A 21,463-nucleotide genomic window follows, 5' to 3' on the forward strand; every position below is an offset into this window, starting at 1 on the left:
CCGTCACTGTCCCGCCGGCCGCAGGCGCAGCCCCTGCATCCCGCCGTCCACCGCGAGGACGGCGCCGGTGACCGAGGCGGCGGCCGGTGAGGCCAAGTAGACGATGGCGGCGGCCACTTCGTCAGCCGTAATGAGGCGGCCCAAGGGCTGACGGGCGTTGAGCGCGGCGCGCTCCGCGGCGGGGTCCGCGGCCTGGTCGAGGAGGCGGCCCACCCACGGAGTGTCCGCCGTGCCGGGGTTCACGCAGTTGACCCGGATGCCCTCCCGTACGTGGTCCGCGGCCATGGCCAGCGTCAGCGACTGGACCGCGCCCTTGCTCGCGCTGTACAGCGCCCGCTGGGGCAGGCCCGCCGTGGCGGCGATCGAGCAGACGTTGACGAGCGCGGCGTGAGAGGAGGCCCTGAGGTGGGGCAGTGCCGCCCGGGTCGTGCGCACCACGCCCATGACGTTCACGTCGAAGACACGGTGCCACTGGTCGTCGGCACCGTCCTCGACGGTGCCGACGGCCCCGATGCCCGCGTTGTTGATCACGATATCGAGGCCCGTGAGGTCCGAAGCCGCCGCATCCACCGCGGCCCGCACCATGGCGTCGTCCGTCACGTCCGCGCGGTAGCCGCGCAGTGGCTCCGGCACGGCCGACGGGTCGAGGTCGAGCACGGCGACGTCCGCGCCGCGGGCAGCGAGCAGCCTTGCCGTGGCCAGTCCGATACCGGAAGCCCCGCCGGTGACCAGGGCTTTGAGTCCGGAGAGTTCCCTGACCGGTGCGCATTCCCCGATCCGGGCGTCGCGGCCGTCATACCCATTCATGTCCGCCCCTTCCGTCATGCCGCTTCATCCCGTCGCCTCCTCGGGCCCGTTCCTGTCCGCCGTCCCTTCATGCCTGTTCGAAGGTCTGGCGTTGGCTGCCGAGACCGTCGATGGCGAGTTCGGTGGTGTCACCGGCCCGGAGGTAGGGCGTGTCCGGCAGGCCGAGGGCGACTCCGGCGGGGGTGCCGGTGTTGATGACGTCGCCGGGCTCCAGCACCATGTACTGGCTGAGGTACCAGACGAGGAACGCGACGTCGAAGACCATGTCCTTGGTCGTGCCGTCCTGCCGCCGCACGCCGTTGACGGACAGCCGCAGACCGAGCGCCTGCGGATCGGGCACCTCGTCCGCGGTCACGAGCCAGGGCCCGAGCGGATTGAACGTCTCGCAGGACTTGCCGAGGTCCCACTGCGCCGAGAGTTCCAGCTGAAAGGCGCGCTCCGACACGTCGTTGCTGATCGCATAGCCGCCGATCACCTGTGCTGCGTCCGAGGGGTGGGCGAGATAGCGTGCGCGCCGGCCGATCACCACCGCGAGTTCCACCTCCCAGTCGGTCTTGGCCGAGCCGCGCGGGATGAGGACGGTGTCGTGAGGGCCGATGACGGTGGACGGGTCCTTCATGAACACCACCGGTCGCTGTGGCACGTCGGCCCCGGTTTCCGCCGCGTGGTCCCGGTAGTTGAGGCCGATGCACACCACCTTGCCGGGACGAACCACCGGTGCGCCTGTACGCATGCCTTCCGGGTCCAGCAAGGGCAGTTCGCCGGAGCCGAGGGCGACTCGTACCCGCTCCACACCGCCGCCCGCCAGGAAGGGGCCGTCGATGTCGTGGGTGAGTCCGGAGAGGTCGTAGGTGCGTCCGGCGCTGTCGCGGACTGCCGGACGCTCCTTGCCGGGGGCGCCGATGCGCAGCAGTTTCACGTGGTTCTCCTTGCGGTCGCGCGTTGCGGGGCGAAACGGTGGCTGTCGTAGGGAGCCGGGGGCGGCGGACGATCGTTCGCACACAGGCTGAAGTGGGGTGCTGCGCTCTACTCCATGAAGAACACCTGCTCCATGGAGGCCCACCACTCGTCCGGCGCGGCCTCCGGCACGGGTTGCTGGCAGGGAGCGGTGCGTTTCCACCAGGCCTGCGTCGCCTCGTCCGCAGCCATGAGGGTCATGTCCGCGGCCAGGTCGTCGCCGTGGTACTCGAAGTAACTGAACAGCCGGTCGCCGAGCAGGTGGATCGAGTAGTTCGCGATGTGGCAGCGCCGCAGCTGGTCCAGCACCGGCTGGGGGACGTCGCGGTGCAGTGCGCGGTACTCGTCGAGCTTTTCCGGGCGGACTCGGATCACCTGCGCCACGCGCATCATGCCTCCACCGCCTCCGGGCGCACGGCCGAGATCGCACGGTCGTGGATGATACGGATGATCCTGCTGCTCATCTGCTCGTAGTCGCGGTCGTTGTCGACCTCACCGCGGATCCGGTGGTCGGCCATCACGACCACCCGGTCCGCGAGCGTGATCATCTCCGCCAGGTCGCTGCTGATCAGCAGAATGGGCAGGCCGTCGCGGGCCATCTCCCAGATGAGTTCGTGGAAGGCGTGCTTGGTGCGCACATCGACACCGACTGTCGGCTCATCGACGATGAGCAGCCGCGTGTCGGCCGCCAGCCACTTCGCCAGACTCACCTTCTGCTGGTTGCCACCGGACAGCTCACCGGCGTTCTGCCCGAGTCCGGAGATGCGGATGCCGAGACGTTCGACGAGGTCGTGCGACACGTCCCGCTCCTCGCGTGCGGAGACAAACCCGAGCGCCTTCGCCAGCCTCTTCCACACCGTCACCGTGATGTTCCGGACGATGGGCTGCTCCAGGAAGACGCCTTCCTCCTTGCGGTTCTCGGTCAGATAACCGATGCCGAAGCCATGCAAGGCCTGCCGGGGCGAAGCGATACGCGCCGGCTTGCCGTGCACCCGGATCTCGCCGCCGGTGACGCGGTCGAGGCCGAGCACGGCCTTGACCAGTTCGCTGCGCCCGGCGCCGACCAGTCCGTACAGACCGACGATCTCGCCGGGACGGACGTCCAGGCTGATGTCCCGGTGGCCGGCGGCGCTGGAGACTCTGTCGAGCGAGAGCACCGGCGCAGCGGACGTGTCCACCTCCCGCGGCCGCATTTCGGTCGCCGAGTGGGCGCGGCCCACCATGAGGCTGACCACGTCGTCCTGGGTGTGATCGGCGAGCGGCGAGGACTCAAGCACGGACTTGCCGTCGCGCAGCACGGTGACGGTGTCGCAGAGGGCGAACACCTCCTCCAGTTTGTGACTGACGAAGACGACGCACGTCCCCCGGGCCTTCAGCCGCCGGACGACCTCGAACAGGCGCTCCGCCTCCTGCGGGGAGAGGGAAGCGGTCGGCTCGTCGAGGAGCAGCACCCGGCTCTCGGTGTACAGGGCCTTCGCGATCTCCACCAACTGCTGTTGTGCCACGGATAGTTCACGGACCGGCTGGTCCGGGTCGATATCCAGGCCCAGCTCACCGAGGCACGTCAGAGCGGGGGCGGTCATGGCCGCGTGGTCGACGAGACCGTGGTGCGAGGGAGGGCTCTGCAAGGTGATGTTCTCGGCCACCGAGAAGCCCGGAATCAGATTGCGCTCTTGGTGCACGACGCCGATGCCGGTGCGGGTGGCCTCCAGTGGCGAGCGCAGGTGGACTTCGTCGCCGCACCAGGTGAGACGGCCACTGTGGGGAGTGTGCACCCCGGTCAGGACCTTGATGAGGGTGGACTTTCCCGCGCCGTTCTCGCCGAGCAGCGCATGGACGGAACCTGCGGTGAGGTGCAGTCCGACGCCGTCCAGGGCCCGTACTCCGGGAAAGACCTTGACGATGGCCTGGCATTCGAGAAGGACGTTGCTCATCGGGAACCTCCCAGGTGCGGCAGGACGGCAGCCGGCGGCGCTGCACTCTCCGGTGGCGCGGGCGGTGTGCGGCCGCGCGAACTGCCCTTCTTCTCCAGGCGGGTCTGGTGGAAACGGCCGCCGACGACCGTGCCGAGCACGACCAAGCCGATGAGGAAGTTCACCCAGCTCGGGTCGAGCGAGAACTGCGCCCGGGTGGCGTCGATGAGCCGCATCACGAAGGCTGCCAGCACCGTGCCGAGCACCGCGACCGAACCTCCGGTGAGCGCGACACCGCCGATGATGGGAGCCGCAAAGCTGGGCAGCAGCCAGTCGCCGCCGACACTGCGGTTGACTCCCGGCAGTGACGCCGTTGCGGTCAGGGCGGCCACGCCGATCAGGAGCCCCGACAGGGTGTGGGCGAGCACGATCTGCCGTTCGGTGGAGATGCCCGACAGCCTGGCTGCCAGCGGGTTGCCGCCTGCCGCCAGGAGCCGCCGGCCGGCGGTGCTGCGGTAGAGGAAGGCGGCGAGCAGGGCCGCAGCGGCCAGAGCCGTGATGAACACCAGCGGGACGTTCAGCGGGGCCGCCCTGCCGAGGTCCCGCAGGCCGGCGGAGTAGCCGTCGACGGTGCGCGTGCCGGCCAGCCGGTACTGCGCTCCCAGGAGGATCGTCATCGTCCCGAGTGTGACGATAAAGCCGTTGATCTTCGTCGCCACGATGAACAGGCCTGTCATCAGGCCGACAACTGTCGCCGTCAGCACACCGGCTGTCACTGCGACCCCGGCGGGCACGCCCTGGTCTGCCATGAGGACGCCCATCAGGCAGGCGGTGAAGCCGCCGAGCGCGCCGACCGCGAGGTTGAGCTGTCCGACGCACAGCGCGACCATCTGGGCCAGCCCGATGAGGACAGGGGTGGCCAGGTACTGCAGGAAGGTGCGCACCGAGGGACCCTCGAAGAACGAGCCGGCGGAGGCCACCCCCAGGGCGACGTAACCGGCGAGCACCACGCCCAGCAGGGTCATCGTCGTGGAGCGGGAGAAGCGGCGCAGGACCGCGACGCCCCGGGCTCCTCGACCGCGGATTGTGATCATGTGGACCGCACCACCTTGCGATGGGAGACGACGGTGCGCACGCGGTCGGCCGAGAGGGCCAGCAGGAGTACGCATCCGAGGTAAATATTGAGGCTTTCGAGACCGACACCGAGCAGGTCGAGCCCCTTGCGGATGACGCCGACCAGGGACGTGCCCAGCAGAACTCCCACTACGGAGACGACGCCGCCGGTGAGCAGGGTGCCGCCGAGCACCGAGCCGAGGAACGAGGGCAGCATGAAGTCGTCCCCGATGGAGGCGCGGAACGTTCCGGTGCTGACGGCGGCCATGAATCCGGCGAGCGCGGCGAGCAGCCCCGAGAGCGTGTGCGCCAGGATGACGCGGCGGCCGGTGGGAATGCCGGAGAGCTCCGCCGCCGCGGGGTTCGCCCCGGTGAGCAGCAGCTCCCGGCCGATGCGGGTGCAGGCGTACAGGAAACCCAGGCCGAGCAGTGCCAGGACGGTGAACTGCGCCAGCTGCGGTACGACCGGGGATCCGCACACGGGCCCGGCGCAGATGTCGGCCAGCGAGTACGAGCGCAGTTCCGCGAGCCCCGACGGCTTGGTGGTGAAGGCGGCGTTCTCGGTCAGGGCCGAGTAGAGCAGGGAGACGAGTCCCAGCAGTGCGAAGTCCATCGCCAGGGTCACGACGAAGGAACTCACTCCCGTGCGGGTGATGATCCAGCCGGTCAGCGCGCCGATGCCGGCTCCGGCGACCAGGCACAGCAGCAGACCCAGTGGCAGTGGCAGGCCCAGCCGGTCGTATCCGAATCCCGCGAACAGGGCTCCGAAGGCGGCCATCCGTCCGACAGCCAGGTTCATGTGCCCCACCGAGAGGACGACCATCTGGGCGAGCGCCACCACAGTCAGTGTCGAGATGTCCCGCAGCAGCGGGAACAGCACGAGCCGCTCGTCGAGGAACGACGGCTGCAGCACGCCGAACAGGGCACCGAGGCCGACGACGAGCGCAAGCAGGCCAAGCCGCTGATTGACCCAGAACGGCAGCCGGTGCACGGCACGCGACGACGTGGCCCCGGCGGTGCCGGTGTCACTGTCCGGCGGGATGACGGGCGCTTTCATGACACCCTCCGGTTGTCGATGGCGTCCACGTCCCAGTCGATGCCGATCCCCGGGGCGTCGGGCGCCACGGCCAGCCCTTCGCGGAACGTCAGCTGACTGCGGGTGACGGCGCGCAGCTGCGGGATGTGCTCGACGTACCTGCCGTTGGGCACCGCGGCGGCGAGACTGACATGCAGTTCCATCAGGAAGTGCGGGCATACCATGACGTTGTGGCTCTCCGCCGTGTGCGCGACCTTGAGCCAGGGCGTGATCCCGCCGACGCGGGCGACATCGACCTGCACGATGGAAGCGGCGCCCGCTTCGAGGTAGTTGCGAAATTGCGTGAGCGAGTACATGGACTCGCCGACGGCGACGGGAGTCCGTGTCGCATTCGCCAGCCGGGCATGGCCGCTGATGTCGTCCGCCGGCAGGGGCTCCTCGATCCAGTAAGGGTCGTAGGGCTCCAGCGCGGCTGCCAGCTGGAGGGCCGAGGACATCGTCTGCGACTGGTTGGCGTCCGTCATGAGGTGCAGTGAGGAGCCGACGGCCTCCCGTACGGCGCGCAGGCGCTCCGCGTCCTCGGCGGCGTGCGGCTTGCCCACCTTGATCTTGACACCGGCCCAGCCGGCTTCCTGGGCCTGGAGCGCGCCCTTCACCAGTTCGTCGGTGGTCAGGTGGAGCCAGCCGCCCTCGGTGTCGTAGACCGGAACTTCCTGGCGGTGGCCGCCGGCCAGCCGCCACAGCGGCTCGCCCGCGCGCTTGCAGCGCACGTCCCACAGTGCGGTGTCGACGGCGGCAAGCGCGAGCGAGGTGATGGCTCCGGTGGTGGTCGCACGGGTCAGGGCAAACAGCCGCTGCCACAGCGCCTCGACATTGCGCGCGTCCTGCCCGATGAGGACGGGCAGCAGGTGGTCCCGCAACAGGGCCAGTACGGAGGTTCCGCCGGTGCCGATGGTGTAGGCGTAGCCGGTCCCCGCGCTGCCGTCCGCCGTGGTGATGTCGACGAGTACCGTCTCCTGCTTGAGGAAGGACTGCACCGCGTCGGTGCGGTCCGTCTCCACGGCGATGTCGGCCAGCTTGGCCGTGGCGGTCGTGATGATGCTCATCTCGTGATGTCCGCTTTCTGTGGTGCGGGGACGGCAGGGATCATCTGCACGCCAGGACGTCGTCAGCGAACTGCTGCTTCAGCCGCTCGGTCTTCCTCTTCCTCGCACTGTCGTAGGTCGCGGTGTTGTCCTTGGTGACGACGAACGAGCCGGAATCGACGGACTTCCCAGGCGTGCGCACAGAGCACTGCTTTGTCTGCAGCAGCGCGAGTGCCCATGCCCCGACCTCGGCCTGTCCCACCGGGTTCTGCACGACGGTGGCGGTGACCGTGCCCTGCTCGATCGAGCTGAGGATCTTGGCATCGTCGTCGATGGCGACGACCTTCGCCCGTGAACCGGAGCTCTTGACCGCGTCGGCGGCGGCGACGGCCGGGTTGTAGGCGGTGGAGACAATGCCCCGGATCTGTGTGCCCTTGGCCGCCAGCAGGTCGGAAACCGCCCTCTGCGCGGTCTGCAGGTCCTTGTCGATGTCGGTGACGGTCTGCAGCAGCTTCACCTTGCCGCCCGACTCCCTCACGGCCCTGGCGACGCCCTTGATCCGCAGCTGGGTGTTGGCGTCCACATTGTTGCCTGTCAGGTGGACGATCTTGCCCTTGCCGCCCATCGCGCTGATAGCGGCCTTGGCCGCCTTGTATGCGGCGAGTTCGACATCCGTGGAGAGGCAGAAGTCGGCCTCGTTCTTCCTGCCCGCCGGGCAGGAGCCGAGTGAGGCCACGGCGAAGCCCTGCGACTTCAGGTCTGCGAATGTGGTGTTGATGTCGGTCGGTGAGACCCCGAAGATGCCGAACGCGTTGTAGCCGCGCGCGGCGAGCGTGGACAGCAGGTTGTTCTGCTTCTGCTGGTCCCACTCCGCCGTCTCGTCGAACGTCACGTCCCCGAGCCGGTAGGTCTTCTTCGCGGTGGCGCCGGCGGTCTTCCAGGGCTGGAAGTAGGGGTGAGCACCGCCAGGCACGAGTGCGACCTTGGTGGCCGACCCGTCCTTGAGCACAGCCTTGCCGCTGCCCGCCCCTGCGGACGCGAGTGCCTGCCCGCCTGCCGGCTCATCCGAGTTCTTGATCGAGCAAGCTGTCGAACCCGCGGCCAGCAGCGCGACGGCCACCACTCCCGGCAGGAGAGATCTGGTGCGGAGAGACATCCCCCTCACCTCCAGAAATCAAATAGGAAATCGATGTCGCGATAGTGAGTCAATCGAGCCATCTCGTCAAGACCTCTGACTGAAGCGAGGTCGCCGGCATCCGCTGCAGCCACGAGCCGACCACGTATTCAGGGCCTCCGGCCGGGCAAAGTGCCGAGCTAGATCCCCTCCCTGCGGCTCGCCGGCGCCCCTGCTGGCCAGGCTTCAGGTCGCGCGACGCAGGCCCACCGCTCCGGAGGGTGACGGCGAGTTCAAGCCATGGCCCTCTCTTGGCTGGCCGCAGTCGATCCCACGCTCATATAGGAAACGCGTTGCAGTTTCATGAGAGGGCGGCAAGGGGTCGTCGTCTGGAACCGCGCCGCAGCGAACGGCCGCTACCGCCGGATTGCGGAACGGACGGTCCGTGGTGGACCGGCCGCAAAACACCCCCTAACGCCCCTCGTCGATGACGGCCTGGTGATCACCCACGCCTCTCTCCGCCGTGGAGCCGGACGTGTCAGCGAATGCCGCAGCCTGCGAATCGTATATGATCTTGAGGGGGTGACTGGTTCAGCCCGCGCCGACATTTCCGGCTCGAAGGCGGGTGCGGACGAGGTGATGCACCCTTTTGTGCTCGACGGGAAGGCGCCTGCGCCCAGGGGAATGAGCGGCATTCACGGCGACGACGGGCTCGGTGTGCCGCATGACCGGCGGCACCCACTCCCGCAGCCGGCCACGCGAGCGGTTCGATTTGGACGTGTCGTAGCTCTTGACTCGTCCACAGGGTTCTGAATCATATAGGAAACATCTTCATGTGAGGAGGTTTGAAATGATCAGATCGTTGAGAACCTACGTAGTCACCGGCCTGGCGGCGCTGAGCCTGATGTTGGCCGGCATCTCAGGCGGCGGCACCACGGCGCAAGCCGCTGGCCCGTCGCCCGCGCAGAAGTGGGTGAAGGAAAACCCGTTCGGGGCGTTCTTTCACTACAACATGTCGACCTACCAGGACGTACAGGTGACTCCCGTCGGCGCCTCGCCCACGGCATTCAATCCGACCAACCTGAACATCGATCAGTGGGCCAAAGCCATCAAGTCCGCCGGGATGACATACGGGACCCTCACCGCCAAGCATCACGATGGATTCGCGCTGTGGCCCACGGCCTACTCCAGCCATGACATCGCCGCCAGCCCGTACAAGAACGGCAAGGGCGACATCGTCCGTGAGTACGTCAATGCGATGCGCGCCAACGGCCTCAAGGTGGGCCTGTACTTCTCCATTTGGGACATGAAGAACGGCGACACGACGCAACTGGTCAAGAACCAGCTGAAGGAACTGCTCACGAACTACGGCCAGATCGACTACCTGTGGTTCGACGGCTGGGGCTGGAAGATTCCCTATTCCACCATCCCCTACCAGCCCGTCCGGGACTATATCCGCGCGCTCTCGCCCAACACCGTGGTCGCCAACAACGACCACAAGAGATCACTCACGACTTCGGACGTCATCGTCTATGAAGTCGCCAACGGCGTGGATGGCATGCCACCGGCGACCAACACCAACCCCACCGACGGCAGTGACACCCTCGACTCGAACGGCACCTGGTTCAAGACCACCAGGACTGGCGCCCCCCGCAGCGCCGGAGACATTCTCACCAAGCTCAAGAGGCTCCATGACGGTAACTCCCTGTACCAGCTGAATATCGGTCCGGACAAGACGGGCGTCATCCCGCAGAACTACGTGGACCGGCTCAAGGACATCGGGAGCCTGCGAGGGAATGGGAACGTCGCCCATGGCCGGCCTGCGGAGGCCAGAACGGAGTGGTCAAGCGCCTTCCCGGCGTCCAAAGCTGTCGACGACAATCCCAGTACCAGTTTCGCCAGCACTACGGGCGGGACTCAGTGGTGGGAGACTTCCCTTCCGAAGCGGTACACCCTGTCGCGGGCAGAGATCGTCTTCCGGAACGACGGCTATGACATTCCGACCGAGCGGCAGAACTTCCAGGTCTGGGTGTCGAACAACCACGACATGTCCCAAGGGCACACCGTTGCCTGCACCGTTGGTGCGACACCACTGCCCCACGCGAGCACGTACAGCTGCCGGCTGCCGGCCGGGCCTTGGCAGTACGTCGCGGTGGTCAAGACCGACGCCCACACACTTACCCTTGCGGAGGTACGGGTGTTGGGCCGCTGAGCCGTCGCAGCGGCTGACCGGCACAGGATGCCTCGCCGGCGACGGCGAGGCATCCTGCACCGACGACGATCGAGTTGCCCGCCTTGTGGAGACGGCGAGCAAGGCAGCCGGGCGGGGCTCCCGGTTACGCCCCCACTCGTCGCCAGTTCGTCACCGGGCCGGGCTCTGTGTGGTCTGCAGGGGTGACCCAGAAGGCTTGGCCCAGTTCAGGGCTGACATGGGCGCCTGTCCGGCCATCACCCGAGGACCGGCCGGTGAGCCGCCGGCCTATCCACGGCACCAGATGCTCGCGCGCGAACCGCAGATCCGCGGCGCGGCGCGCGCCCCAGCCCGGCGGTGCGGTGGCCGGCAGCGGTGCGTCCCAGTCCGACGCTGCGGCCGGCCCGAGTGCCTGCCAGACGGCCTCCGCCACCCGGCGGTGGCCCTCGCCGTTCAGATGCAGCCGGTCGTCGGCCCACAGCCGCGGGTCGGACAGTGCGCGCGACGCATACAGATCCACGACCACCGCACCGTGCCGCGCGGCCACCTCGTCGATCCGCGTGAACAGCTGCTCCATGCGCGGCCGGAAGCGCTCCAGCACCGGACCCTGCTGCCCCGGGCTGCGCATCAGCACCAGCTGCCCGCCGCCCCTGGCCAGCTGCCCGGCGGCGTCCTCGAACCGGGCGCACACCTGGTCCACATCGCACTTGGGCCGCAGGACGTCATTGAGCCCGCCGACCAGTGTCACCAGATCGGCGCCCATCGCGGCCGCCGGCCCGCACTGCTCGTCGGCGATCTGCCCGATGAGCTTGCCGCGCACCGCGAGATTGGCGTAGCGGAAGCCCGGTACGGCGGTGGGTTCCCCGGACGGCGGCCGGGCCGCGGCCGCCAGCCGGGAGGCGAGCAGATCGGCCCAGCCGCGGTACGAGCCGTCCGGCAGGGTGTCCGACATTCCCTCGGTGAAGCTGTCGCCGACCGCGACGAAACTGGTGTAGTGGGCATTCATCTCCATGGCGCGGTGATCCTACCGCTCGCCGTACCGCGCGGTATGCCCGGTCCCGCCGGATGCGGCGGGCGCCACCGAGATGCTGCTCGACGACGAGGGAGGCACCCGGCTCAAGACGCCGGGGTCGCACGACACCCACGGTCGGTGGCAGCGGCTCGCCGATCTGCTGACGGAAGGCCAGAAGGCGGGTGTGCTACGGGAGTTCCCCACGCAGACCGTCGCCCTGGCGATCGGCGGTGCGATCGACGGAGTGATCGCGCACTGGCTGGCCCACCCCGAACTCGATCTGGACGCCGCGGCCGCGGAGCTGGAGGAGTTCACCCTCCACGCGATCGAGCGGCGGAGCTGACCCGGGCGAAGGCAGGGGCACGCTCGGGGCGTATCCCGAACCCGCCCGGAGCCCGCCACGGTCCGCAGTGGCGGCACCCTCCGCAGCAGCCGCATCGGCACCGGCAGCCGGTCGCCGTCGAGCGTGCCGGCCAGCGCGGAGCGGATCATCGTGTGCTCGGCCTGCTGGGACTTCTGCACCACGGCCATTGGCAGGTGCCGCCGCTTCTGCACCCGCGCCAGATCGGCCACCCCGACCGTGCCGCGGTGCGGTGGCTCCGTCAGGATCCGGGCCGCGGCGACCGCGTCCTGCAGCGCGAGGTTGCCCCGACGCCGCCGACCGGCGACATGGTGTGCGTCGCGTCCCCGATGCACAGCAGTCCGTGCCGGTACCAGCGCCGCAGCCGTCCGAAGGTGACCTCCAGCAGTGTGACGTCGTCCCACGAAGCGATCGCGCCGGTCACCTCGTCGTCCCAGCCGAACAACGCCCCCAGCCGGTCCCGCACCTAGATGCCGGCCCGGGCCAGCAGCAGTCCGAGCATCATTCCGGCGGGTCCCCCGCCCACGATGAAGCACGTGGTGCGGTCCATGCCTGTGCCCCCTCCTCGCGTACATATGCGATGGCGATCGGCGAGGACAACGCGCCTGACCGATCGGTCAGCAATCCAACCGATCGGTCAGGGGGCGCGGGGTACCGCCCCTCGTCAGGCCGTGGGGCGTTGCAGCACCAGCTCCCGGAGTACGTCCTCCATCGTCACCAGCCCGGCCAGCCGCCCGTCGTCGCCGATCACCGCGGCCAGATGCGTACTGGACCCGCGCATCGCCGTCAGCACGTCGTCCAGCAGCGTCGAGGCCTTCACACGGGCGATCGGGCGCAGCGCGGAGACCGGGAACGGCAGCTTGCGGGGGCTGGCGTCCAGCGCGTCCTTGACGTGCAGATAGCCGAGGATGCGCTGAGTGTCGTCGACCACGGGGAAGCGCGAGAAGCCGGATTCGGCTGCCAGCTGCTCCAGCCCCTCGGGAGTGATCCCCATCTGTGCGGAGACGACCTTCTCGACCGGCAGCACCACATCCCTGACCGGGCGGCGCCCCAGCTCCAGCGCGTCGCGGAGCCGCTCCTTCGCCCGCTCGTCGAGCAGACCCGCCGCCCGGGAATCCTCGACCATCTTCGCCAGCTGGTCGTCCGAGAACGTCGCGGCCACCTCGTCCCTGGTCTCCACCCGCAACAGCTTGAGCAGCCCGTTGGCGAGCGCGTTGATCGCGAAGATCGCCGGGCGCAGCGCCCGGGTCAGGGCGACCAGCGGCGGCCCGAGCATCAGGGCGCTGCGCACCGGCTCGGCCAGGGCGACGTTCTTCGGCACCATCTCGCCGAAGAGCATGTGCAGATAGGTGGCCAGCGACAGCGCGATCACGAACGAGATCGGGTGGACCAGCGCGGTCGAGATGCCCATCGCATGGAACACCGGCTCCAGGAGATGGGCGATGGCGGGCTCGGCGACCGCGCCCAGCACCAGGGTGCACAGGGTGATGCCCAGCTGGGCCGCCGCGAGCAGGGCCGAGACATGCTGCAGACCCCACAGCACGCTGGTCGCCCGGCGGTCACCGCGCTCGGCGTACGGCTCGATCTGGCTGCGGCGCACCGAGATCAGGGCGAACTCGGCGCCCACGAAGAACGCGTTGACGACCAGCGTCAGCAGACCCACGAAAAGCTGCACCGCGGTCATCGGCGGGCCTCCTTCTCCTGCTCGTCGGTGCTGCCCGGCAGCGGGGCGTGCAGCAGTACCCGCGCCGCGCGGCGGCCGGCGGCGTCCAGGACGTCCATCGACCAGCCGGTCACCTCCAGGGTGTCGCCGGTTTCCGGTATCCGGCCGAGCTCGGTGGCGATCAGGCCGGCCAGGGTCTCGTACGGGCCCTCCGGGAGGCGCAGGCCGATCCGCTCCAGCTGGTCGGTCCGCGCGGCGCCGTCGGCCTGGTAGACCTTGCGGCCCTCCGTGTCGGTGCCGGCCGGCGCCAGGTCGGGGGTCTCCAGCGGGTCGTGTTCGTCGCGGACCTCGCCGACCACCTCCTCGACGATGTCCTCCAGCGTCACCACGCCGGCCGTGCCGCCGTATTCGTCGATGACCACGGCCATCGTGCGCTTGCCGGAGAGCCGGTCGAGCAGCCGGTTCACGGTCAGCGTCGTGGGGACCAGCAGCGGCTCGCGCACCAGCTCGGAGACCGGATGGCGGGGGCGGCGCTCGGCCGGGATGGCCAGGACGTCCTTGATGTGCGCCACCCCGACGACGCTGTCCGGGCTGCCGCGGTAGATGGGGAAGCGGGACAGGCCGGTCGCCCGGGTCGCATTGGCCACGTCCTCCGCGGTGGACTGCACCTCCAGCGCGATCATCTGCACCCGCGGTGTCATGACGTTCTCCGCGGTCAGCTCGGCGAGATTGAGGGTGCGGACGAAGAGCTCGGCGGTGTCGGGCTCCAGTGCGCCCTCCTTGGCGGAGTGCCGGGCCAGCGCCACCAGCTCCTGCGGGCCGCGGGCCGAGGCCAGCTCCTCGGCGGGTTCCAGGCCCATCCTGCGGAGCATGTGGTTCGCGGTGTTGTTGAGGTGCCGGATGAACGGCTTGAAGGTGGCGCTGAAGCCGCGCTGGGCGGTGGCGACCTTCTTGGCGATGCCCAGTGGGTTGGAGATGGCCCAGTTCTTCGGGACCAGCTCGCCGACGACCATCAGGAGGACCGTGGAGATCGCCGTACCGAGGACGACGGCCAGCGAATCCGCCGCCGAGCGCGGCAGGCCCATGGCGTCCAGCGGTCCCGCCAGCAGGGTGGCGATGGCCGGTTTGGACAGCATGCCGATGACCAGGCCGGTGACGGTGATGCCGAGCTGTGCCCCGGAGAGCTGGAAGGTGAGACCGCGGACCGCCTTCAGGGCGCTGTCCGCGCCCCGCTCGCCGCGCTCGGCGGCCCGTTCGAGTTCGCTGCGCTCGACGGTCGTCAGTGAGAACTCGGCCGCGACGAAGACACCACAGGCCAGGGTCAGGAGGAGCGCCACGCCCAGAAAGAGCAGGTCGGTCATCGAGTCACCTCCGTCCCATGATCGAACAGGATCGGGAGGTTCGCGCTCTGTCGGGAGGATGCTCGACAACTGGGAGGTTCGCCCATGGCTGGACGCTCACACACCTTTCACGGAAGAGGGAAACACCATGGTAAAGGATCAGCAAAGTCGCTGATGAAGAAAGAGCCCGCCCTGGTACCGGGGCGGGCTCTGCGGGCTCTGCGGGCTCTTCGGGTGCCGCGCTCAGTCGTCGAGGTGTTTGACCCAGCGGCTCCACTGCGGCTCGGGCGCGTAACCCGCCGCGCGCCACGCATGCTGCGCCGAGGCATTGCGGTCCAGCACCATCGCATCGCCGCGCCGGCCGCCCAGCGCACGGAACCGCTCCTCGGCGGCCGCCAGCAGTGCGCCGCCGATGCCCTGCCTGCGGTCCCCGGGGCGGACGGCCAGCCGGTAGAGATGGCAGCGCCAGCCGTCGAAACCGGCGATCACCGTGCCGACCAGTTCACCGTCCCGCTCGGCCAGCAGCAGTGACTCGGGATCCCGGGCCACCAGCCGGGCCACACCGTCGGTGTCATCGCTGATGCTGGTGCCCTCGGCGGCGATTTTCCAGAAGGCCAGTACGGCATCGAGATCGGCCGGCGTTCCGGCCCGCACGTTAAGATCACTCATGATCCGATCCCACCACCGGGCGGAACGGGGTGTCGAACGGATTCCGCTCCGTGCACCATGATCGTTCGAACGCCGGTGGACGGGGCGGCAGTTGCGGGCCCCGGACTCCTGCCGCTTTCCCCGCCGCACAGTAGCCCCCGGACGCTTTGGCGCCGCCCGCCCGGGTGGCGTCGGGGCGCTACCGGACTACTGCGCCGCAGTGAGCCCCTTCCTCTTTCCGGCCCGTAGCGCCTCATTGACCGGACGTGGCCGGCGCCGTGGGTGCTTGATCGTCGGCATGCGGCGGATCGGTTGCCGCCGGTTCGCGCGACAGGTGGCGACCGAGCATGGCAGCCGCGGTCGCCGTGGTGCCCAGGAGCAGTCCGACAGCGAGCCAGAACGCAAGCCGGGCGGCCTCCAGCGAATCGGCCGCGGGCCTGACGCCGGCATGCAGGGAGTGAAGGAAGGCGGCGCCCAGGATGGCCGTGCCCAGGCTCGCGCCGAGTTGCTGGACCGCGTTGAGCAGCCCGGCGGCAGAGCCGGTCTCCTGAGGTTGGACGCGTGCGAGCGCGGTGGTGAAGAAGGGCACGGTGAACAGTCCGTTTCCCAGTCCGGTGACGGCCAGCGCGCCGAGGAGCGGCCAAGGGTAGGCATCAGGCTGCGCTGTGCCGTACGCGCCGATGGCACCCGCCAGGCCGGCGAGCATGACGGCCAGGCCGGCGAACATCACCTTCGGCCCGTAACGGGGGACCAGCCGGGTACCGGCGAGCCAGGAGGAGACAGCCATGGCGGCGGACCAGGGCAGGAGCGTGAGTCCCGCGGCCAGAACACCACGGCCGAGACCGAGCTGAACCTGGAGCACCACCACCAGCATCAGCCCATTCATGACCGTGAAGAAGAGCGTGGAGGTGGCCAGCGCGGCCGGGAAACCCCGGTCATGGAACAGACTCACCTCGACCAGCGGGCTACGGCCGGTTCGGGAGCGATGGCGCTGGTGCAGGCCGAACAGACCCAGCAGGCCGCAGCCCACCACGAGGGCAGCCCAGCTCCGTACCGGCCAGCCGGCCGTACTGCTCTGGATGAGTGGGTGGATGACCAAGCTGGTGGCGAGTATCGCCAATACGGTGCCGACTCCGTCCAGACGCGGGGGACGTGTAGCGGACCGCACATCCTGCCGAGGCAGCAGCGGCACGGTGGCCAGCACTGCCACCGCGAGGGGGATGTTGACCAGGAAGATGGCCCGCCAGGAAGAGCCGAAGAGGTCTGCGTGCGTGAGCAGGGCGCCGAGAACCGGACCGAGAATCGCGGCCAGCCCCATCACCGGGCCGATGCTGCCCATGGCCCTGGACAGTTCCGCACCGTCGAACATGGTGCGGATGAGACCGATCGTCTGCGGAATGATCAGCGCGGCTGTGGCTCCCTGGACGGCCCGCACGCCGATGAGTGTCCCAGCAGTCGGGGCCAGAGCACACGCCAGGGAAGCTGCGGCGAAGCAGATGACCCCGACCGTGAAGACGCGTCGCCGTCCGGCCAGATCCCCCAGCCGCCCGCCGGTGATCAAGAAAACGGCGAAGGACAGGGTGTAGGCGGCGTTGAACCACTGGATCTCAAAGGCCGCACCGCCGAGGTCGCTGTGGATCACGGGGGCTGCCACCGTGACGATCGTCGCGTCGAGCAGGTTCATCGCCTCAGCGATCAACAGCGTGATCAGCGCTGCCCACCGCCTTCGGTGAGCCCCTTCCACCTGGGCCTTCTGCGACATGACGCTTCTCCTCCCGCCGGTCCGTTCGTCCGGGCAAGAGTCGGCCCCGCACCGCACCCCATTCCAGCCATCCCGCTGAGGTGATGAATTTCTTCCTCACAGCCCGCCTGAGTGAGAAAATGAAGTGAGAAAATGAAGTCATGCTGGGTGAACTTGAGCGGGGCCTCATCCAAGCCCTGCAGATCGACGGCCGGGCACCGTTCAGCAAGATCGCCGGTGTCCTGGGCGTCTCCACGCAGACCGTCGCGCGTCGCTATCAGCGGCTCCGCGCGGAGTACGGACTCCGCGTCGTCGGGCTCGCCGACCCCCACCGGTCCGGGCAGACACAGTGGATCATCCGGGTATCCGCCACTCCCGGCACATCCGAGGCGATCGCCGATTCACTGGCCCGCCGCCCCGACACCTCCTGGGTCAAACTCACCTCTGCAGGCACCGAGTTGTTCGCCATCCTCCAGGCCCCTCACGCCATGCACCCACCGGTCCTGCAAAGACTCCCGCGCACCCGCGGAATCACCGCCGTCTCCGCGCACTGCCTGCTCCACACCTATCTGGGAGGGCCCACAGCCTGGCGCGGCCGTCTCCAGACACTCACCGAGGGACAGCAGCAACGGCTTCATCTGCCCTTCCATCAACCACCCCGCTCCGTACCGCTCACGAGCGTGGACCAGGCCCTCATCGCCGCCTTGGGCCACGACGGCCGCGCTCCCTATGCCGAACTCGCCACCGCCATCGGCTCCTCCCACGCCACGGTGGCACGCCGCCTGAGCGACCTCCGCGCTCAGCGCACGCTCTTCTTCGACGTGGAAGTCGATGCCGCCGCCTACGGCATCACCACCCAGGCGCTCCTGTGGATGGCCGTCCCGCCCGCCCACCTCGAACACGTCGCGACCACCCTCGCCACCCACAGCGAACTCGCCGCTGTCGTTGCCACCACCGGCCCCACCAACCTGCTCGCCCAAGCCCTTTGCGCCGACCCGGCAGAACTCCACCGCTACCTCACCCACCGGCTCGGCGGACTCACCCAGATCCACACCCTCGAAACCGCTCCCGTCCTGCGCACCTTCAAGGCAGCCGGCCACCTCGCTCCCCCCACCGGAGTGCGGCAAGGTCGCTGACCTTGGAGAGGACAGGACGTCGATCAGGGCGTCATGCCGCTCGGCGGAGGCCGACCTGGTGCGCCATCACCTCGCCGCCCTGGGGGCTGCCGAGGCCACCCAGGCCGCCGAGGTGCCGTTCACCCTGCTCGGCGAGGCGCTGGTGGTCGGCGTCGCGGCACCGGCGCTATCGGGCGGGGCCGGTCTGGCGCTCATCGTCCTGGGGCTGGGTGCGCAGGCGCTGGGTCAGGTACCCGGCGGCGGCGACCACCAGCAGCAGGACGACGGTGCCGAGGGTGAACGCCTCGAAGGTGAGCCGGGAGACACCCCAGACCGCCCGGAAGCCGTTCGGGAGACCGAAGAGCTGATCCAGGGTGCCGGGAAACAGCGCCACCCATGATCCGAGCACGATCCAGGCGTGGACGAGCAGCGTCGCCACGGTGAAACCGCGGGTGCCGAACGGGACCCGGTAGGGCCGGGGCACCTCGCGGTGGCGCAGCCGCAGTGCCAGCAGCGCGGCAGCGCACGTCTGCGCCGGCCGGCGGGCCGCACCCCGGCCGTGCGGGGCCGGAACGACCGGTACGGCAGACAGCGGTTCGCCCGGTCGCCGTGCCACCGCCCGGTCACCGTGCCGCCGCCCGGCCGCCGCCGTCGGTCGGGTCGGGTACCGGCCGCCGCCGTCCGTCGGTCCGGCACCGGCCGCCGGCTGAGGATCGAGGATTCGCCCCGCGCGTCCTGCACCGAAATGGAGATCCGGGGGAGGACCGATCTTGGTCATTGACCTGATGGCCCGGGTGCCCGAGACTCCCGTTCAGCCCCCCTCGTCGGCCGCCCGCCCCGCCGGTCTTCCGGCAGCTCCATGCTGCCCGCCGCCGGTTGGCCGTCCCGTCACCCACCAGCCCGCGACCCCGCGCGGGCCAGCCCCGAGGAGGCCGCCGTGACCCATCGGCACGGAGCCGCGCAGCCCGCCGCGGTCGGACGCCACACCGCCGACGAGGCACCGGAGGGGGCACGCCACGGGTGTACCCGTGAGCTGTTCACCCTTGGGTTCGGCACCCATCTCGCCCCGTTGGCGCTGGTCACCGGCGCGATGGGGGTGCAGGTGTTCCATCAGCCGCTCTGGTCGGGTGTCCTGGCGGTGCTGGTCGGGCAGTTGCTCGGCGGTGTCTTCATGGCACCGCACCGGACACCGGGGCCGCTGTCCGGTATGCCGCAGATGATCGGGCGCCGGGCCCGGTTCGGCTCGCTGGGCGCGCTGCCGAGCGTGGTCGTCGCGGCCGCCCTGTACGTCACCTTCTTCGCCGCCCACCTCGTGCTCGCCGGGAAGTCGCTGCACGTCCTCGCGCCCGGTCTGCCGGTCGGCGCGGGCATCCTGCTCGGCGCCGCCGGCTCCGCGGTGCTCTGCCTGATCGGCCACCGCGTGATCCGCACCCTCAACAAGGTGGCGGCGGTGGTCCTCGGCCTCGGCATCGTGGCGGGCCTCGCGCTGGTCGTGGCCCGTGGCCTGCCCGCGGACTTCTTCACCCGGGGCGGCTTCACCTTCGCCGGCTGGCTCGCGACGGTCTCGCTCAGCGCCCTGTGGCAGCCGGCCTTCGCCCCGTACGCCGCTGCCCCCGCGTGCTCGCTGCCCCGGACCGTCCGCCCCACCGCCGCCTTCTGGGCGACGTACGGGGGCTCCTGCCTGGGCTCCCTGCTGCCGTTCCTGGCCGGTGCGGCCGTCGCCCCGGCTTGCCCCGGTCCGGACACCGTCGCTGGATTCGGCGCCGCGGCCGGGTCGTTCGGGCCGGTGCTGCTGGCGCTCTTCCTCTTCAGCGTCCTCCACCACAATGTGCTCAACCTCTCCCGCGCGGTGCATGCGACGCTCACCATCGGGCAGACACTCCGGGCCCGTCGGCAGCCCCGGCCGAGGGCCCGTGGCGCGGTCTCCGCACTCGTCCTGGCCTGCGGGCCGGCCCTCGCCCTCGGTCTCGCGGGCGACTTCGGGACGCGCTTCGCCGATCTGGCCCTGGTGCTGCTGGCCGTGCTGGTGCCCTGGGCCGCGATCCACCTCGTCGACGTCTCTCTGCTGCGCCGCAGCCGCCAGGAATCCGATGAACTCTGCGCCCCGGACGGCGACCACCACGGGCGCTTCGACCCGGTCGCACTGGGCTCGTACGCCCTGGGCATCGCCGTCCAGATCCCGTTCCTCGCCACCGGCCTGTACACGGGGCAGTCGGCGGCGCACTTCGGGGGCGCGGATGTGTCCTGGCTCGTCGGGCTGACCGTGACCGCGCCGCTGTACTTCCTGTGGGCGCGCTCCCGGCGGCGGTGCGAGGGGGGAGCGGTGCTCGGCATGCGCGAGCAGGCCGCCCGCATCCTCGATCCGCTCCGGCCCCTGTACCCCGAGGACGTACGGGGCTTTGCGGACACCCGTTAGGCGCGTCGGCCGCAACCCGATTTTCCGCTCCGGACCTTCATTTCGCAGGCGCTGAAATTCTGTGCCTGGACCGAGAGTTCCTCAACCTGGCCCGGAGTGGAAAAGCGATGCGGCACCCTACGGATGTGCTCGGCGATGTGCTGTCCGCCACCGGAACTCCGGTGCACGTTCCTTTGTGACGGAGATCCACCGGCTGGTCAACAAGGCGCGGGCCGAGCACGGCGGTGCCTCTCCGGAACGCCTCTGCCGCCCTCCGTACCCCGCCGCTTGCCGCTGCTAGCAGATGCGCGCTAGCTTTGAGGGGTGGCGAAGACGCAGCTGAACGTCCGGGTGGACGAAGCCACTGCCGAAGCGGCGCGAGAGCGCGCTCTGCAGCGGGGAGTGAGCATGAACCGCTATATCGAGGAACTCGTCCTGAAGGACGCCGGTGAGGTCGGCCAGACCTTCGTCGAGGCGGCCTCCGACTTCATGAAGCAGTACGAGCGCGTCTTCGCCGAGGAATTCGGCCTGCGACCAGGCAGCGCCCAGGCCACCCCGAGCACCACCGACCACGAAGGACTGCCGGGCACAACGTGACGCTGCGCATCGACCTCGCCTGGCTCCTTCTGATTGCCGAACAGCACACCCCCGGAGACCCCCAGGTCACCGACTGGGGCGCCCTGGTGGCCGCCGTCAGCCGCCATGAAGCCGAGATATTCGGTGTGCCCGTCTACGACGACCCCCAGGAGCGGGCCGCCGCACTGCTCCAACTCCTGCTGCAGGTACCGGCGTTGGAGGGCGCGAACGCGATGTTCGCGACCGCTGTCGCCTATGGCTACCTCGTCGCCAGCGGTCTGAAGATCGCCACCTCCCCCGAGCAGGTCCGCGACCTCGCCCGCCTCGTCAAGGACGGCACGGCCGACGTCCGGGCCATCGCGGACGAGCTGCGCACCTGGACGGTGTGAGGGCCTC

General features: G+C 69.5%; 22 protein-coding genes. 6 read left to right on the forward strand and 16 right to left on the reverse strand.

The annotated features are described in order from the left end of the window. Positions 1-3 precede the first annotated feature (3 nt). The 8 genes from AB0C46_RS06825 to AB0C46_RS06860 form a co-directional block, all read right to left on the reverse strand. Positions 4-807, reverse strand: coding sequence for an SDR family oxidoreductase (locus AB0C46_RS06825; RefSeq protein ID WP_362826242.1), 804 nt, complete (start codon positions 805-807; stop codon positions 4-6). A gap of 67 nt (positions 808-874) precedes the next feature. Next, positions 875-1,726 carry a fumarylacetoacetate hydrolase family protein gene (locus tag AB0C46_RS06830; protein ID WP_362826244.1) on the reverse strand — a complete coding sequence of 284 codons (852 nt, stop codon included), beginning with the start codon at positions 1,724-1,726 and terminating at the stop codon, positions 875-877. Between the two features lie 107 nt (positions 1,727-1,833). Then, positions 1,834-2,157 (reverse strand): L-rhamnose mutarotase, encoded by a 324-nt coding sequence (locus tag AB0C46_RS06835; RefSeq protein WP_362826245.1) that lies wholly within the window; start codon positions 2,155-2,157, stop codon positions 1,834-1,836. Then, positions 2,154-3,698: a sugar ABC transporter ATP-binding protein gene (locus AB0C46_RS06840; RefSeq protein WP_362826246.1), complete on the reverse strand. Its 1,545-nt coding sequence runs from the start codon at positions 3,696-3,698 to the stop codon at positions 2,154-2,156. Before AB0C46_RS06840 ends, AB0C46_RS06835 begins: the two co-directional genes overlap by 4 nt. After that, a complete protein-coding gene (locus tag AB0C46_RS06845) occupies positions 3,695-4,771 on the reverse strand; it encodes an ABC transporter permease (protein ID WP_362826248.1) in 1,077 nt (358 codons plus the stop codon). The genes AB0C46_RS06840 and AB0C46_RS06845 overlap by 4 nt, the downstream gene beginning before the upstream one ends. Continuing rightward, a complete protein-coding gene (locus AB0C46_RS06850) occupies positions 4,768-5,847 on the reverse strand; it encodes an ABC transporter permease (protein ID WP_362826250.1) in 1,080 nt (359 codons plus the stop codon). The genes AB0C46_RS06845 and AB0C46_RS06850 overlap by 4 nt, the downstream gene beginning before the upstream one ends. Continuing rightward, positions 5,844-6,932 (reverse strand): mandelate racemase/muconate lactonizing enzyme family protein, encoded by a 1,089-nt coding sequence (locus AB0C46_RS06855; RefSeq protein ID WP_362826252.1) that lies wholly within the window; start codon positions 6,930-6,932, stop codon positions 5,844-5,846. Before AB0C46_RS06855 ends, AB0C46_RS06850 begins: the two co-directional genes overlap by 4 nt. Before the next feature lie 40 nt (positions 6,933-6,972). After that, positions 6,973-8,067 (reverse strand): substrate-binding domain-containing protein, encoded by a 1,095-nt coding sequence (locus AB0C46_RS06860; RefSeq protein ID WP_362826253.1) that lies wholly within the window; start codon positions 8,065-8,067, stop codon positions 6,973-6,975. 808 nt (positions 8,068-8,875) lie between these two features. On the opposite strand from AB0C46_RS06860, the gene AB0C46_RS06865 reads away from it, so the two are divergent. Then, positions 8,876-10,237, forward strand: coding sequence for an alpha-L-fucosidase (locus tag AB0C46_RS06865; protein ID WP_362826254.1), 1,362 nt, complete (start codon positions 8,876-8,878; stop codon positions 10,235-10,237). Between the two features lie 124 nt (positions 10,238-10,361). Here the strand turns inward: AB0C46_RS06865 and AB0C46_RS06870 are convergent, their stop codons facing one another. Continuing rightward, complete coding sequence (locus AB0C46_RS06870) at positions 10,362-11,228, reverse strand: SGNH/GDSL hydrolase family protein (protein WP_362826256.1); 867 nt, start codon at positions 11,226-11,228, stop codon at positions 10,362-10,364. A 73-nt stretch (positions 11,229-11,301) separates the two neighbouring features. On the opposite strand from AB0C46_RS06870, the gene AB0C46_RS06875 reads away from it, so the two are divergent. Then, positions 11,302-11,571 (forward strand): hypothetical protein, encoded by a 270-nt coding sequence (locus AB0C46_RS06875; protein ID WP_362826258.1) that lies wholly within the window; start codon positions 11,302-11,304, stop codon positions 11,569-11,571. Positions 11,572-11,830: 259 nt separating this feature from the next. Here AB0C46_RS06875 and AB0C46_RS06880 read toward each other — a convergent pair whose 3' ends face one another. The 6 genes from AB0C46_RS06880 to AB0C46_RS06905 all read right to left on the reverse strand — a co-directional run bounded on the left by AB0C46_RS06880 (position 11,831) and on the right by AB0C46_RS06905 (position 17,002). Next, complete coding sequence (locus tag AB0C46_RS06880) at positions 11,831-12,055, reverse strand: FAD-dependent monooxygenase (protein WP_362826260.1); 225 nt, start codon at positions 12,053-12,055, stop codon at positions 11,831-11,833. Then, positions 12,056-12,139, reverse strand: a complete 84-nt coding sequence (locus AB0C46_RS06885) for an FAD-dependent monooxygenase (RefSeq protein WP_362826447.1) — start codon at positions 12,137-12,139, stop codon at positions 12,056-12,058. A gap of 114 nt (positions 12,140-12,253) precedes the next feature. Next, positions 12,254-13,273, reverse strand: a complete 1,020-nt coding sequence (locus AB0C46_RS06890) for a hemolysin family protein (protein WP_362826262.1) — start codon at positions 13,271-13,273, stop codon at positions 12,254-12,256. After that, on the reverse strand, positions 13,270-14,613 hold the full coding sequence (locus AB0C46_RS06895; protein WP_362826264.1) for a hemolysin family protein: 1,344 nt from the start codon (positions 14,611-14,613) through the stop codon (positions 13,270-13,272). Before AB0C46_RS06895 ends, AB0C46_RS06890 begins: the two co-directional genes overlap by 4 nt. A gap of 222 nt (positions 14,614-14,835) precedes the next feature. Then, positions 14,836-15,261, reverse strand: a complete 426-nt coding sequence (locus AB0C46_RS06900) for a GNAT family N-acetyltransferase (RefSeq protein WP_362826266.1) — start codon at positions 15,259-15,261, stop codon at positions 14,836-14,838. A gap of 232 nt (positions 15,262-15,493) precedes the next feature. Next, positions 15,494-17,002 (reverse strand): MFS transporter, encoded by a 1,509-nt coding sequence (locus AB0C46_RS06905; protein ID WP_362826268.1) that lies wholly within the window; start codon positions 17,000-17,002, stop codon positions 15,494-15,496. 140 nt (positions 17,003-17,142) lie between these two features. On the opposite strand from AB0C46_RS06905, the gene AB0C46_RS06910 reads away from it, so the two are divergent. After that, a complete protein-coding gene (locus tag AB0C46_RS06910) occupies positions 17,143-18,117 on the forward strand; it encodes an AsnC family transcriptional regulator (RefSeq protein ID WP_362826270.1) in 975 nt (324 codons plus the stop codon). 166 nt (positions 18,118-18,283) lie between these two features. Here the strand turns inward: AB0C46_RS06910 and AB0C46_RS06915 are convergent, their stop codons facing one another. Next, a complete protein-coding gene (locus AB0C46_RS06915) occupies positions 18,284-18,712 on the reverse strand; it encodes a hypothetical protein (protein ID WP_362826453.1) in 429 nt (142 codons plus the stop codon). A 321-nt stretch (positions 18,713-19,033) separates the two neighbouring features. On the opposite strand from AB0C46_RS06915, the gene AB0C46_RS06920 reads away from it, so the two are divergent. From AB0C46_RS06920 to AB0C46_RS06930, 3 genes are all read left to right on the forward strand, one after another. Beyond that, positions 19,034-20,512 (forward strand): cytosine permease, encoded by a 1,479-nt coding sequence (locus AB0C46_RS06920; RefSeq protein WP_362826272.1) that lies wholly within the window; start codon positions 19,034-19,036, stop codon positions 20,510-20,512. A 303-nt stretch (positions 20,513-20,815) separates the two neighbouring features. After that, positions 20,816-21,088, forward strand: coding sequence for a toxin-antitoxin system HicB family antitoxin (locus tag AB0C46_RS06925; RefSeq protein WP_362826274.1), 273 nt, complete (start codon positions 20,816-20,818; stop codon positions 21,086-21,088). After that, on the forward strand, positions 21,085-21,456 hold the full coding sequence (locus AB0C46_RS06930; protein ID WP_362826275.1) for a fic family toxin-antitoxin system, toxin component: 372 nt from the start codon (positions 21,085-21,087) through the stop codon (positions 21,454-21,456). The genes AB0C46_RS06925 and AB0C46_RS06930 overlap by 4 nt, the downstream gene beginning before the upstream one ends. Positions 21,457-21,463: the final 7 nt, after the last annotated feature.

This window comes from Streptomyces sp. NPDC048637 (genome assembly GCF_040650675.1).
In the GTDB taxonomy this organism is placed as follows: Bacteria; Actinomycetota; Actinomycetes; order Streptomycetales; family Streptomycetaceae; genus Streptomyces.

What these genes read in the sequence shown, in the direction of transcription:
- AB0C46_RS06825 (WP_362826242.1), bottom strand. Translation starts at nt 807, where the DNA reads ATGAATGGGTATGACGGCCGCGACGCCCGGATCGGGGAATGCGCACCG.
- AB0C46_RS06835 (WP_362826245.1), bottom strand. Translation starts at nt 2,157, where the DNA reads ATGATGCGCGTGGCGCAGGTGATCCGAGTCCGCCCGGAAAAGCTCGAC.
- AB0C46_RS06840 (WP_362826246.1), bottom strand. Translation starts at nt 3,698, where the DNA reads ATGAGCAACGTCCTTCTCGAATGCCAGGCCATCGTCAAGGTCTTTCCC.
- AB0C46_RS06845 (WP_362826248.1), bottom strand. Translation starts at nt 4,771, where the DNA reads ATGATCACAATCCGCGGTCGAGGAGCCCGGGGCGTCGCGGTCCTGCGC.
- AB0C46_RS06850 (WP_362826250.1), bottom strand. Translation starts at nt 5,847, where the DNA reads ATGAAAGCGCCCGTCATCCCGCCGGACAGTGACACCGGCACCGCCGGG.
- AB0C46_RS06855 (WP_362826252.1), bottom strand. Translation starts at nt 6,932, where the DNA reads ATGAGCATCATCACGACCGCCACGGCCAAGCTGGCCGACATCGCCGTG.
- AB0C46_RS06860 (WP_362826253.1), bottom strand. Translation starts at nt 8,067, where the DNA reads ATGTCTCTCCGCACCAGATCTCTCCTGCCGGGAGTGGTGGCCGTCGCG.
- AB0C46_RS06865 (WP_362826254.1), top strand. Translation starts at nt 8,876, where the DNA reads ATGATCAGATCGTTGAGAACCTACGTAGTCACCGGCCTGGCGGCGCTG.
- AB0C46_RS06870 (WP_362826256.1), bottom strand. Translation starts at nt 11,228, where the DNA reads ATGGAGATGAATGCCCACTACACCAGTTTCGTCGCGGTCGGCGACAGC.
- AB0C46_RS06875 (WP_362826258.1), top strand. Translation starts at nt 11,302, where the DNA reads ATGCTGCTCGACGACGAGGGAGGCACCCGGCTCAAGACGCCGGGGTCG.
- AB0C46_RS06885 (WP_362826447.1), bottom strand. Translation starts at nt 12,139, where the DNA reads ATGGACCGCACCACGTGCTTCATCGTGGGCGGGGGACCCGCCGGAATG.
- AB0C46_RS06890 (WP_362826262.1), bottom strand. Translation starts at nt 13,273, where the DNA reads ATGACCGCGGTGCAGCTTTTCGTGGGTCTGCTGACGCTGGTCGTCAAC.
- AB0C46_RS06895 (WP_362826264.1), bottom strand. Translation starts at nt 14,613, where the DNA reads ATGACCGACCTGCTCTTTCTGGGCGTGGCGCTCCTCCTGACCCTGGCC.
- AB0C46_RS06900 (WP_362826266.1), bottom strand. Translation starts at nt 15,261, where the DNA reads ATGAGTGATCTTAACGTGCGGGCCGGAACGCCGGCCGATCTCGATGCC.
- AB0C46_RS06905 (WP_362826268.1), bottom strand. Translation starts at nt 17,002, where the DNA reads ATGTCGCAGAAGGCCCAGGTGGAAGGGGCTCACCGAAGGCGGTGGGCA.
- AB0C46_RS06910 (WP_362826270.1), top strand. Translation starts at nt 17,143, where the DNA reads ATGCTGGGTGAACTTGAGCGGGGCCTCATCCAAGCCCTGCAGATCGAC.